Here is a 13,144-nt window from a genome sequence, read left to right as displayed (position 1 = left end):
AGGACGCATGAACAAGCGGCAGTCACGGATCTTCGCCATCGTCGCAACGGGCCTCGCCGCCGTTGCCTTCATCGGCCTGACCTTCCACAGCCACATGCGCTTCGGTGAGCTCACCAATGCGCAGGACATCACCCCCGAGGTCACCGCGGGCAAGGATGTCTGGCACAAGTACAACTGCATCAACTGCCACACCCTGTTCGGCGAAGGCGCGTACTACGCGCCCGACCTGACCAAGATCGCGCAGCACCGCGGCGAGGCCTATCTCAAGGCCTACATGCGCGATCCGTCGAAGTTCTACGACGAGCAGCGCCACCGCCGGCTGATGCCCACGCAGAACCTGAGCGAGGTCGAGATCCACAACCTGGTCCAGTTCCTCGACTGGGTGTCGAAGGTCGACAACCAGGGCTGGCCGCCGCGGCCGATCCTGGTGGCCGGCGGGGCCGTGAACGTAGCCGCGCAAGGCACCGGCCAGGGCGTTGCGCAGGCGCAGGACGTGCGGCCGGTGAGCCCGGACAGCGATCCGCGCGCCTTGGGCGAACACCTGTTCCGCAGTGCCACGCCGGTGTGCACCGCCTGCCATTCGCTGCAGCCTGGCGTGCAGCTGGCCGGGCCGTCGATGGCTGGCCTGGCCGGGCGCGCGGCGCAGACGCTCGCATCGCCCTCGTACACCGGCCAGGCGACCGACGTGGAAGGTTACATCCGCGAATCGATCACCACCCCCAGCGCGCACCTGGTGCCGGGAGAGATGTTCTCCGCCGCCGGCGTGTCGTTCATGCCAGACACCTATGCCGAAGCGCTGGGCGAGGAGCAGGTCGAACAGCTCGTCGCCTACCTTGCAACGCTGAAGTAGAACCGGTGGGCGCACGCGCCGGCACCAGGAGATTTCCCCATGCGCTACAAGTCCCAATCGGTCGCCTACTGGTATTTCGCGGTGGCGATGGTGCTGTTCGGCCTGCAGATCGTGTTCGGCTTGCTGTCGGCCGCCAAATACCTGGGTCCCGATCCGCTGCTGTACATCCTGCCGTTCGACGTGACCAAGACGATCCACACCAACCTGCTGATCGTCTGGGTCCTCACCGGCTTCATGGGTGCGACCTACTGGATGGTGCCGGACGAATCGCGCACCGAGCTGTACAGCACGAAGATCGCCTACTGGCAGCTCGGCCTGTGGACGCTGATGGGCGTCACCGCCGTCATCGGCTACGTGTTCCGCTACGGCACCGGCAACAAGCTGCTCGAGCAGCCGTTGCCGCACAAGCTCGTCATCGTGATCTGCATGCTGATGTTCCTCTACAACATCGGCATGACGATCAGGAAGTCCGGTCGGTTCACCACCACCGAGGGCGTGCTGCTGGGCGGCCTTGCACTGTCGGCGGTACTTTACATCCCGGCGCTGCTGCACTACGAGAACTACACCGTCTCGATCTTCTACCGCTGGTGGACCATCCACCTGTGGGTCGAGGGCGTGTGGATGATGATCATGGCCGGCTTCCTGGCCTACCTGCTGATCCGCCTGTCGGGCATCGACCGCGAGGTGATGGAGAAGTGGCTGTACGTGATCGTGGGCCTGGTGTTCTTCGCCGGCATCCTCGGCACCGCGCACCACTACTACTGGGTGGGCGTGCCCCAGATCTGGCTGCCGATCGGCGGTTTCTTCAGCGCGCTCGAACCGCTGGCACTGGCCGCGATGGCGATCTACGCCTATGTGGCGATGCGCCGCGGCGGCGTGCGCCACCCGAATGCGCTGGCCCTGCACTGGACCATCGGCAGCGCGATCTTCGCGCTGTTCGGCGCAGGCCTGCTCGGACTGGCGCACACCTGGCCCAGCGTCAACAAGTGGACCCACGGCACGCTGGTTACCGCGATGCACGCGCACTCCGCGTTCTACGGCGCCTACGCGATGATCGTGCTGGCGATGATCAGCTACGCGTTGCCGAGCCTGACCAACCGGCCGCAGAACGGGTACTCGCCGCTCGGCTACTGGGCGTTCTGGCTGCAGGTCTCGGGCATGTTCGGCATGACGCTGTCGTTCGGCACCGCCGGCATCGCCCAGGTCTACCTCGAGCGGATCATGGGCATGGGCTACCTGGATGCGCAGCTCAAGATCCAGGTGCATTTCCTGATGCTGGTGCTGACCGCGACGATCTTCGCCACGGGCGTTGCACTGTTCATCTTCGACTTCTTCCGGCACCGGCCGCAGTTCGACGTGATCGCCGCCGATGCACCTGAAGACCGGCCCGTGGCGGTGGCGGAACGCTGACGGTGGATGCACGCAGTGGGCCCGTCGCGGACGGGCCGTACTACCTGCCCACCGGCAACGAGGTCGAGATCGTCGAGCAATGCCATGCCGGCGGCCTGGCGGTGATGCTCAAGGGACCCACTGGCTGCGGCAAGACCCGCTTCGTCGAACACATGGCGTGGCGGCTGGGCCGCCCGCTGATCACCGTGTCATGCCACGACGACCTGACCGCGAGCGACTTGGTCGGGCGTTTCCTGATCCGCCACGACGACACCGTGTGGCAGGACGGCCCGCTGACGCGGGCCGTGCGCGAGGGCGCGATCTGCTACCTGGATGAAGTGGTCGAGGCGCGCCAGGACACCATCGTCGTCCTGCATCCGCTCACCGACTACCGGCGCATGCTGCCGATCGACCGCACCGGCGAGACGCTGGAAGCGGCGCCGGGATTCCAGCTGGTGATCTCGTACAACCCCGGCTACCAGCGCATGCTCAAGGATCTCAAGCCGAGCACGCGGCAGCGCTTCGTGGCGATCGAGCTGGGCTTTCCCGAGCCGGCTGCGGAAGCGGCGATCGTCGCCGCCGAGAGCGGCGTGGAGCGTGGCACCGCGGTCGCGCTGGTCGAGCTGGCCGGCCGGGTGCGTTCGCTGCGCGACCGTGGACTGGCCGAAGTGCCCAGCACGCGACTGCTGATCGCCGCGGGCCGCCTGGTCGCCAGCGGCATCGGCGTGCGCGAGGCCTGCAATGCCGCCGTCATTTCGCCGCTGAGCGACGATCCGACCCTGCTCGGCGCAATGCGCGAACTCGTCGACGCGATGTTTCCCTAGGCAGCGCCGACGTGGCCGAGGCCGAGGACCTGGTCGTCGATGCCGCGCGGCACGCGACGGTATTCATCCGCGACACTTGGCGCCGGCACTACGCACGCGAACCCGACGCCCCCGTCGCGCTCGCCTCGCTGGCACGGCGCCTGGACCTGCTGCTGTCGGCCGCCTGCGGCACCAGCCTGCCGATCCGGGTCGGCCTCCCCCCGGCGCGGCCGACGCTGCTGCATCGGCTGTTCCACCCGGGGGCGTATCCGCGCCACGGCCAGGCGCTGCCTGCCACCAACGGCGACACGATCTGGCTGCCCGCGCACCTGGGCACCAGCGATCCCGGCGAAGCTTCGACGCTGTATCGCGCCATGGCCCTGCAGCAGGCGCGCCGCGCGATGCGCGGCAACGTGCAGCGGATCGTCCAGCAACGCGATGCGCTGTTGCGCGACACCGCGCTGGTGCTGGAGGCGCAAGCCGCAGAGGACGACATCGCACGCGATTTCCCCGGGCTGATGCCTGCCCTGCACAGGTTGCGGCAGCTGGCGCTGGCGGCGCGCCCGCCCCTGGCCGGGTTCGCGCCGGCGAGGCAGCCGCTGGAACGGCTGGTCCGCGACATCCTGGCGCGCGAGCCGGGCTCGTCGACGCCAGCGGCGGACGCTGACAGGGACTGCCTGACGCAGGCACGACGGTGGCTGCTGGCATGGTCGATCAGTCCTGCCGACGCCCGCCGGCTGGGGCCGATGCCGCTCTACCGCGACTGGTGGACCGGCGAACTGCGCACCAGTGACGGCGCCACTGCCCATCTCGTCGATGGTGCTCCTTCCGGGGACCGGCCCGACGATGACCAGCCGCTCCGCAGCGCGCGCATGGAGCGCCGGCCCGAAGAGCGCGAAGCGGTGGAAGACGAGGACAGGCCCGGCGAGTCCGGCGTGTGGATGATCCAGCAGGACGCCCCGCACGAGGTCGCGGAGGACCCCTTCGGCCTGCAGCGGCCGGTGGATCGCGACGACGAGACCAGCGCCGACGAATACGGCGACATGCTTTCGGAGCTGGCCTCGACGCGGATGATCGCCGCGCCCGATCCGCCGCGCGAGGTGCTGCTGTCGGACGATCCGCCCGCCAGTCGGGCAATGCTCCAGTTCGAAGCGCAGGACGAAGGCGACGCGCGATTCCGGTATCCCGAGTGGAATCACACCGACGCGTCCTACATCGAGCACGGCACCACGGTCCGCATGCTCGCGCCGGTGCCCGGAGATCCGGCCTGGATCGACGCCACCCTCGCCCGCCACCGCACGCATCTCGATGGCATCCGCCGCCAGTTCGAGGCGCTGCGGCCCGAGCGCGTGCGCCTGCGCCGGCAGAGCGACGGCGAGGACATCGACCTCGATGCCTGCGTGCAGGGCCGCGCCGACCTGCGCGCGGGCGGTTTCCTGCGCGACGGGCTGTACGAGGCGCGGCGGCCGGGCCGGCGCAGCATCGCGGTGTCGCTGCTGGTCGATGCCAGCGGCTCCACCGACGGCTTCATCGGCGATCGCCGGCGCGTCATCGACGTCGAGCGCGAGGCGCTGCTGCTGGTCTGCATGGCCCTGCAGGGCCTGGGCGAACCGTTCTCGGCGATGGCCTTCTCCGGCGAGGGCCCGCACGGCGTGACCATGCGCATGCTCAAGGACTTCACCGAGCCCTATGGCCAAGAGGTTGCGCTGCGCATCGCCGGCCTGGAACCGGAGAACTACACCCGCGCCGGCGCCGCCATCCGCCATGCCACCGCACTGCTCATGCGCCAGCCCGCGGAGCACCGCCTGCTGCTGATGCTGTCGGACGGCAAGCCCAACGACGCCGACCGCTACGACGGCCTGTTCGGCGTCGAGGACATGCGCCAGTCGGTCACCGAGGCGCGGCTCCAGGGCATCTTCCCGTTCTGCCTGACCGTGGACCTGCAGGCCCCGGGCTACCTGCCCAAGGTGTTCGGCCCCGGCCACTACGCCCTGCTGTCGAAGCCCGAGCGCCTGCCGCTGGTGCTGCTGGACTGGACCCGGCGCCTGCTGGCACGTTGACGGTGGGAACCAGCTGGCCGGCGAATCGCGATCAGAACCGGAACCGGGCGCGCGAGGCGCGATCACCCGACCCGCGCTTGCACATCACCGGCAGCGCGGCCGCACCCCGTATCGACCGCCAACCGGTGGATGATAAAAAGGACCACGTCGATGGTTTCGGCAGAACGTCCCGCAACGCGACCGCGTGGCGCGTCACACCGGGCCCATGCCATCGGACGTGGACCGGATGGACGGGCGCGCCGGCCGCGAGGTCCACACCTCATGCCGTAGAAGATCGGGAACGCTCATGAAAGTCATCCATGTGCTGGCGCTGGTGGGTCTGGGCGCCGTTGCCCTGGTCGGATTCGACCAGTACAGGTCCCGCATGGCCGATGTCGCGCAGGCACCCCCGGCCGGGGCCACGGCCCGCCTGCAGCCCCGGGCGCCTGCAGGCGAACCTGCATGGGGGACGGGCTCCGCGTCCCCGGCGGTGCCGGTCGCGCCGGCGACCGTAACGCCCTCCGCCGTGGCCAGCAGCGCGTTCCGATGCGACGGCCGCACCCATTGCTCGCAGATGACGTCGTGCGCGGAGGCGGAGTACTTCCTCCGCAACTGCCCGAACGTCAGGATGGATGGCAACAACGATGGCGAACCCTGCGAGCAGCAGTGGTGCAACTGATCCTCGCAGCAGCTGTTCCGCCGTGGTGATTCCCGGCCGCACCGGCCCATCCCTACACCATGCCCGACCGCTCCTTCGCAACGGACGTCGCCGGATGACGCGGTGAAAGTGCTCGCACACGCGCCGCAACGGTTGTTCCTGGTCGAGGACGGCGAACCGGGCAATCGGCCGGACCTGGATGCGCCGAACGAAAATGCCCGTCGCGCCCGGGCTTGCCGCGCCCCGTCGGCAGCCGGCCCGGGAGCTTCCAGTCCGACCGCCGCCTAAACACAGGCCAGCACCTTCTCCCGCGGTTCACCCGCCCCGCCCTAGGGTCGACCCACCGTTCCACCGGGAGTACGTGATGAAGCACCTGCTGATTGCCGGCGCATTGATGGTGGCGGCCTCGGGCGTGGCCCAGGCCGACAATCCCTGGAAGCACGGGAGAGAAGTGGCCAAGGAGCGCCGCGAGGCGCAGCGCGAGTACGAGAAGGATCGCCGCAAGGCCGAGCACGAGTACTGGAAGGACCGCCGCAAGGCCGAGCGCGAATACCGTCGCGACCTGGCGCGGGCCGAACGCCGCTGGGCGCGCGGAGAGCATCTGCCGCGCAGCTACCTGAGCGACGCCTACTACGTGCGCGACTACGGCGCATACGGACTGGCGGCGCCGCCCGCGGGGTATACCTGGGTGCGCCCGGATCCACGCGACGACCAGTACTACATGGTGCAGCTGGCCACCGGCCTGATCGAGCAGATCCTCGGGCCGTAGCGCCAGGGCATGATTGCTGCAGCACAGGAAGAGGCCGCCTCCGGGCGGCCTTCTCCTGTGAGGTCGAGGATACCGATCGCCATGCGGGACGCAGTTGCCGCGTCTGCCCCTCCTGTCTGATCTCCGCCGCCGCCGGCACATGCAGTGCCGGGCACGCATCCATGGCAACGCGCAGGCTGGCGTTTTCAACGCAGCGGCGACGGGTCCACCACCGGCCAGCCGTCTCCATCCCACGTCATCGGCAGCACCTTCAGCTTAGGCAAGCCGCCGTCCTCGACGTCGTAGGCGTGGAAGACGAGGTAGTCGCGGCCATCGAAGGTATAGGCGCTGTTGTGCCCCGGGCCGGGCCAGCGGGCGGTGCCGCGCAGCACTTCGGTGGCACCGCCCCGGTCCATGCGCTGGCCGTCGCGATCGAGGTAGGGGCCGGTGAGCGTGCGCGAGCGTCCGACCATGATGCGGTAGTCGCTTTTGGCGCCGCGGCAGCAGTGGTCGAACGAGACGAACAGGTAATACCAGCCGTCGCGCCTGAACACGAACGGCGCTTCGATCGCGCCCGGTTCGGGTTCGGCATCGTCGACCAGGATCGAACGGGCGCGCTTGGCCAGCGTGTGCCATTGCTGCGGCTCGGCCGGGCGCAGCCGGTCCTCACGCAGCTGCACCAGCTTCAGGCCGCCCCAGAACGAGCCGAAGGCCAGCCAGGGCGTGCCGTCGTCGTCCTCGACCAGTTGCGCGTCGATCGCGTTCCACATGTCCCGGTGCGGAACCGACCGCAGCACGATGCCGTGGTCGACCCATTCGAACGCCGGATCGGACCGGTCGAGCGTGCGGTTGGTGGCCACGCCGATCGCGGAGGTGTTCCTGCCGCCACTGGAGATCGAGTAGTAGAGGTAGTAGGTGCCATCGTGATGCGAGATGTCCGGCGCCCAGATGTGGCCGTTGAAGCCCGGCACGATGGTGGAGGCCCAGGCGGGGATCTCCGCGAATACCTGCGGCTCGGCCTGCCACGTTGCCATGTCCTTGGAACTGTACACGGTGACGCCCGGCCCGGTGACGAACGCATACCAGGTCTCGCCCTGGCGGATCATCACCGGGTCGTGCGCCAGCACGTCGGCCCAGTAGCCCTCGCGCGGGGCCGCGACCGGCGGGCGCTCCATCATGTCGTCGTTGTTGGGCCGGGCCTCCTGGGCCAGCGCCGGCAGCATCAGCAGCCAGCCCAGCAGCGCCATCGCGAAACGCGGGCCACTCATGCCACCGCCTCCGGAATCTCCACCTCGCGCAGCGGCCGCCCGAACACCGGCATGCCCTGCGCGTCCCATTGCAGCGGCTGCACGCAGGTATGGCGATCGGGATTCCACAGCGGGTCGCCTTCGATCTCCGTGTAGTTGCGGGCGTGGTAGACCAGCAGGTCGGTGATGCCGTCCGGCGCGATGGTGAAGCTGTTGTGGCCCGGGCCGAACACTTCGCGTTCGGCGTCGGAGACGAATACCGGCGTGGGCGACTTGCGCCAGCTGGCCGGATCGAGCAGGTCGGCGTCGGCATCGGCCCAGAGCAGGCCCATGGCATAGCGCTCGTCGGTGGCGCTGGCCGAGTAGGTGACGAAGACGCGTCCGTGGCGGATCAGCACCGAAGGCCCCTCGTTGACCAGGAAGCCCTGCACCTCCCAGTCGAACTCGGGCCTGGTCAGCAGCACCGGCTCGCCTTCGATGCGCAGGCCGTCGCGCAGCGGCGCGAGGTAGAGGTTGGAATTGCCGGGAATGCCGGGATGCTTCTGGGCCCACAGGTAGTACTGCACGCCCGCGTGCTCGAAGCTGGTGGCGTCCAGGCAGAAGGCATCGATGCCGCTGTCGACCTGCCCTGCGAAGGCCCACTCGCCCTGCATCGGGTCTTCGGCGGCGCAGCGCAGTGCGTACATGCGGTGCTGGAACAGCCCGTCCCTGATCCCGCGCGAGGGCGCGGCGGCGAAATAGACGAACCATGTGCCGTCGATGCGGTGCAGTTCCGGCGCCCACACCAGCGAACACGCCGGCCCTGTCGCCGGCGCGATCCACAGCGTCCTTTCCTCGGCGGCAGCCAGCCCGGGCAGTGTCGGCGCGCGGCGCAGCACGATACGGTCGTACTCGGGCACCGAGGCGGTGAAATGGTAGCGGCCGTCGTGCAGCGAGATGTGCGGATCGGCGCGGTTGCGGATGAACGGGTTGCGGAGTCGCATGCGGGGGCTCTCTATTGCGTCGTCAGGCGGCCGGCGCGTCGGACAGGATCTGCGCGCGGATCTGGCGGTAACGCTCGTCGGTGATGCGGTAGAAGAACATCACCGCGCCCATCAGCGCGTGGAACAGACCGGGAATGACGGTCAGCATCAGCGCGATGCCGTTGAGCGAGCGCGGGGTCTGCGGTTGGTCTGCGACGTAGCCGAACCACGCCAGCAACATGCCGACGATCGCGCCGGCCACACCCATGCCGGCCTTCTGGCAGAACGAGATGCCGCCCATCGCCAGCCCCGCCACGCGCCGGCCGCTCCTGGCATGGCCGTAATCCACCGCTTCGACGATCGCCGACCAGAACACGGGTGCATGCAGGTCGACCACGAAGCTGATCAGGAAATACAGCACGAAGGCCAGCACCACGTCGCCCGGTTCGACCAGGAAGTACATGGCCACGCTCAGCACGCCCACCAGCAGCTGGGTCCAGCGGAACATCGCCACCTTGCACCAGCGCTTGGTGATCCACGTGGACGCCACCATCGCCAGGATCGCCGCGCCGACACCGGTGGCAAGGAAGGCCGAGAGCATCGCGGCATCGCCGCCGAGGTAGTACTTGGCGTAGTAGGCCGCCACCGACCCGCGCACCACGTAGCCGATCGTGCCGATCACGCACACCGCGCACAGCAGCAGCCACTGGTCGTTGCGCAACAGCAGCCTGGCCTGCTGCAGCAGCGGCGTGCGGTCGACGTGGTGGCGGATGCGCTCGGTGGTGGTGAAGAAGCACAGCAGCAGCAGCAGCGTCGCCATCAGCCCCATCAGGCCCATCGCCCATCGGTAGCCCTCGGCAAGCTGGCCGCGGCCCCAGGATTCGGCCAGCACCGGCACCAGGATGGTCACCATGAAGGCCGCGACCTTGGCGAAGAACAGCCGGTAGCCGTTGGCCGAGAGGCGCTCCTTCGGGTCGGCCGTGAGCACGCCGATCAGCGAGATGTAGGGAATGGTGACGATGGTGAAGAACAGCGTCACCAGCAGGTAGGTCGCATAGGCCCAGGCGAGCTTGGCGCCGTAGTCGGCGTCGGGCGTGGTGAACACCAGGAATACCGAGATGCCGAACGGCACCGCGAACACCAGGAAGTACGGACGGTAGCGGCCCCAGCGCGTCTCCACGCGGTCGGTGACCAGGCCCATCAGCGGATCGGTCACCGCATCGAACAGGCGCACCACGATCAGCAGCAGCGCGACGTCGGTGGGCTTGAGCCCGAACACGTCGGTGTAGAAGAAGGTGATGATCAGCATCATCGAGGAGATGACGACATTCACCGCCATGTCGCCGGCGCCGAAACCGACCTTCTCGAGCACCGACAGTTTCTGGTCCTGCATCGCCCCTCCGCGAATGCGTGATCCTGGCCGCCACGGCAGCGTCGCCGGCGCGGTCCTGGCCGGGCGCATCTGCGGCGTTCCTCGGCCGGACCCATTCTGGTCGGGCAATGGATATGCAACAAATACGAAAATCGTGATAATCCATATGGATCACGACATAGGACATCGCACGTGCCCAACCCGCCCTGGTTCGTCCGCGCGCGCCTGAAGACGCGCCAGCTGATGCTGCTGATCGCCATCGAGGAACAGGGCAACATCCACCGTGCGGCCGAGTCGCTGAACATGTCGCAGCCGGCGGCCTCCAAGCTGCTCAAGGACCTGGAGGACCTGATCGGGGTGCCGCTGTTCGACCGGCTGCCGCGCGGGATGCGCGCGACCTGGTACGGCGAGAGCATGATCCGCCACGCGCGCATCGCGCTGGCCAGCCTGGGCGAGGCCGGCGCCGAGATCGACGCGCTCAAGGCCGGCCACGCCGGCAGCGTCACCATCGGCGCGATCGCCGGCCCGGCGATGACCCTGCTGCCGCCGACGCTGGCGCGGCTCAACCGCGACCACCCCGACCTGCGTATCTCGATGATGGTCGAAAGCAGCGACGTGCTGCTCGAGCAGCTGGCGCAGAACCGGATCGACCTGATGATCGGGCGGCTGTTCGCGCGCCACGACAAGCGCAACCTGCACTACGAGCCGCTGGCCGAGGAGGACGTGTGCGCCATCGCCCGCCCCGACCACCCGCTGCTCGCGCAGGGCCGGCCGTCGCTGGCCGAACTGGCCAGGGCGAGCTGGGTGGTGCCGCCGGAGGGCAGCGTGCTGCGCCACCGCTTCGAACTGATGTTCCAGAATGCAGGCCTGCAGCCGCCGCGCCAGGTGATCGGCACCGCGGCGCTGGTGCTGGTGCCGCGCCTGCTGCAGGGCAGCGACCACCTGGCCGTGGTGCCGGTGGACGTGGCCCGCCATTACGCGGGCTACGGGATGGTGAAGCAGCTGCCGGTGGAGCTGTCGTGCCGGATGGACTCGTTCGGCTTCATCACCCGCACCGACTGGCTGCTCTCGCCCGGGGCACGCACGGTGCTGGCCGCGCTCAAGGACGAAGCCGGACGGGTCTACCCGGCGAGCGCCGGTCGGGAACCCTGACCGGCCGCCATCCTGGCTCGGCGCCGGCCGTCGCCGCTGCCGCGCATCGATATCAGGACGCATATTGATGCGCCTGCAATTGTTATTTTTCGTGCATGTATCACCCCGGTAGCATCATCGTGGCACAGGGTCGTTCGCGCCTTCCGCGAACGGCCAGCCACTCCTTACCCGGGCAGGATCCCCGACCGCATGAGCGCTCCGAAGAAGCCGGCACGCCGCAGCCAGGAGTGGTTCGGCCGCGACGGCAAGCAGGGTTTCTACTACCGCAGCTGGCTCAAGGGCCTGGGCCTGCCGCACGACCTGTTCGACGGGCGCCCGGTGATCGGCATCTGCAACACCTGGTCGGAACTCACGCCCTGCAACAGCTCCTTCCGCGAGCTGGCCGAGCACGTCAAGCGCGGCGTGTACGAGGCCGGCGGCTTCCCGCTGGAGTTTCCGGTGATGTCGCTGGGCGAGACCCAGATCCGGCCCACCGCGATGCTCTACCGCAACCTCGCCTCGATGGACGTGGAGGAATCGATCCGCGCCAACCCCATCGACGGCGTGGTGCTGCTGATGGGTTGCGACAAGACCACCCCTTCGCTGCTGATGGGCGCGGCCAGCGTTGACCTGCCGACCATCGGCATTTCCGGCGGGCCGTCGCTGTCGGGCAACTGGCGCGGCAAGCCGGTCGGTTCGGGCACCGGCGTGATCGAGATGTCGGAGATGGTCCGTGCCGGCACCCTCAGCCAGGAGGAATTCAACGAGGCCGAGGCCTGCATGCAGCGCTCCAAGGGCAGCTGCATGACCATGGGCACGGCCTCGACCATGGCCTGCATGGTCGAGGCGATGGGCATGTCGCTGCCCGAGAACGCCGCGATCCCGGCGGTCGACGCGCGACGCATGCGCCTGGCGCACCTGTCGGGCCGGCGCATCGTGGAGATGGTGCGCGAGGACCTGCGCATGTCGAAGGTGCTCACGCGCGAGGCGTTCGCCAACGGCATCCGCGCCAATGCCGCGATCGGAGGCTCGACCAATGCGGTGATCCACCTGCTGGCGATCGCAGGACGCCTGGGCGTGCAGCTCACGCTGGACGACTGGGACGCGATCGGCTCTCGCCTGCCCTGCCTGGTCAACCTCAGGCCGTCAGGCCAGTACCTGATGGAGGATTTCTTCCACGCCGGCGGCCTGCCCGCGGCGCTGCGCGAAATCGCCGCCCACCTCGACCTCGATGCGATGACGGTCAACGGCCGCAGCTTGGGCGAGAACATCGCCGATGCGCCGTGCTGGAACCGCGACGTGATCCGGCCGCTGGCCGAACCGGTCAGGCCCGAGGCCGGCATCGCCGTGCTGCGCGGCAACCTCGCCCCCGACGGCGCGGTGATCAAGCCGTCGGCGGCCTCGCCTGGACTGCTGCGCCATCGCGGCCGCGCGGTGGTGTTCGAGGACATCGACGACTTCAAGACGCGCATCGACGACGAGGCGCTGGAGATCGACGCGGACTCGGTCATGGTGCTGAAGAACTGCGGCCCGCGCGGCTATCCGGGCATGGCCGAGGTGGGCAACATGCCGCTGCCGCCGAAGCTGCTGCGCCAGGGCGTGACCGACCTGGTGCGCATTTCCGATGCGCGCATGAGCGGCACCGCCTACGGCACCGTGGTGCTGCACGTCTCGCCCGAGGCCGCCACCGGCGGACCGCTGGCGCTGGTGCGCGAGGGCGACATCATCGAGCTCGACGTGCCGGGCCGGCGCCTGCACCTGGACGTGAGCGACGAGGAACTCGCCCGCCGCCGCGCCGAATGGACCCCGTTGCCGGCGCCCGCGCGCGGCTGGAGCAAGCTCTACGTCGAACACGTGCAGCAGGCCCACCTGGGCGCCGACCTCGACTTCCTGGTCGGCGGCAGCGGCGACACCGTGGCGGGCGATTCGCACTGAGCCGACGGGA

Annotated in this window: 11 protein-coding genes; 8 read left to right on the top strand and 3 right to left on the bottom strand. The window is 68.9% G+C overall.

Translation table 11 applies throughout. The features are described from left to right. The first annotated feature begins 7 nt into the window (after window positions 1-7). From Q0863_RS11300 to Q0863_RS11275, 6 genes are all read left to right on the top strand, one after another. Window positions 8-850, top strand: a complete 843-nt coding sequence (locus Q0863_RS11300) for a c-type cytochrome (RefSeq protein ID WP_298577979.1) — start codon at window positions 8-10, stop codon at window positions 848-850. 39 nt (window positions 851-889) lie between these two features. Beyond that, complete coding sequence (locus tag Q0863_RS11295) at window positions 890-2,260, top strand: cbb3-type cytochrome c oxidase subunit I (RefSeq protein ID WP_298577978.1); 1,371 nt, start codon at window positions 890-892, stop codon at window positions 2,258-2,260. Between the two features lie 2 nt (window positions 2,261-2,262). Then, the gene (locus Q0863_RS11290; RefSeq protein ID WP_298577977.1) at window positions 2,263-3,063 is read left to right on the top strand and encodes a CbbQ/NirQ/NorQ/GpvN family protein; all 801 of its coding nucleotides are present in this window, start codon (window positions 2,263-2,265) and stop codon (window positions 3,061-3,063) included. Between the two features lie 11 nt (window positions 3,064-3,074). Then, window positions 3,075-5,102 carry a hypothetical protein gene (locus Q0863_RS11285; protein ID WP_298577976.1) on the top strand — a complete coding sequence of 676 codons (2,028 nt, stop codon included), beginning with the start codon at window positions 3,075-3,077 and terminating at the stop codon, window positions 5,100-5,102. A gap of 286 nt (window positions 5,103-5,388) precedes the next feature. Further along, complete coding sequence (locus Q0863_RS11280) at window positions 5,389-5,760, top strand: excalibur calcium-binding domain-containing protein (protein WP_298577974.1); 372 nt, start codon at window positions 5,389-5,391, stop codon at window positions 5,758-5,760. 343 nt (window positions 5,761-6,103) lie between these two features. Next, window positions 6,104-6,508: an RcnB family protein gene (locus Q0863_RS11275; RefSeq protein ID WP_298577973.1), complete on the top strand. Its 405-nt coding sequence runs from the start codon at window positions 6,104-6,106 to the stop codon at window positions 6,506-6,508. Between the two features lie 185 nt (window positions 6,509-6,693). Here the strand turns inward: Q0863_RS11275 and Q0863_RS11270 are convergent, their stop codons facing one another. The 3 genes from Q0863_RS11270 to Q0863_RS11260 are packed head-to-tail and all read right to left on the bottom strand — an operon-like array spanning window position 6,694 to window position 10,089. Next, a complete protein-coding gene (locus Q0863_RS11270; protein WP_298577972.1) occupies window positions 6,694-7,755 on the bottom strand; it encodes an arabinan endo-1,5-alpha-L-arabinosidase in 1,062 nt (353 codons plus the stop codon). After that, complete coding sequence (locus tag Q0863_RS11265) at window positions 7,752-8,717, bottom strand: glycoside hydrolase family 43 protein (RefSeq protein WP_298577971.1); 966 nt, start codon at window positions 8,715-8,717, stop codon at window positions 7,752-7,754. Before Q0863_RS11265 ends, Q0863_RS11270 begins: the two co-directional genes overlap by 4 nt. A 22-nt stretch (window positions 8,718-8,739) precedes the next feature. Next, the gene (locus tag Q0863_RS11260; protein WP_298577970.1) at window positions 8,740-10,089 is read right to left on the bottom strand and encodes an MFS transporter; all 1,350 of its coding nucleotides are present in this window, start codon (window positions 10,087-10,089) and stop codon (window positions 8,740-8,742) included. Window positions 10,090-10,260: 171 nt separating this feature from the next. Here Q0863_RS11260 and Q0863_RS11255 point away from each other — a divergent pair, with 171 nt between their 5' ends. After that, a complete protein-coding gene (locus Q0863_RS11255; RefSeq protein ID WP_298577969.1) occupies window positions 10,261-11,220 on the top strand; it encodes a LysR substrate-binding domain-containing protein in 960 nt (319 codons plus the stop codon). A 189-nt stretch (window positions 11,221-11,409) separates the two neighbouring features. Beyond that, complete coding sequence (locus Q0863_RS11250) at window positions 11,410-13,134, top strand: IlvD/Edd family dehydratase (RefSeq protein WP_298577968.1); 1,725 nt, start codon at window positions 11,410-11,412, stop codon at window positions 13,132-13,134. The last annotated feature ends 10 nt before the right edge of the window (window positions 13,135-13,144 follow it).

Source organism: uncultured Luteimonas sp., assembly GCF_947492465.1.
In the GTDB taxonomy this organism is placed as follows: Bacteria; Pseudomonadota; Gammaproteobacteria; order Xanthomonadales; family Xanthomonadaceae; genus Luteimonas.
This window is presented reverse-complemented; position numbering and strand designations above follow the sequence as displayed.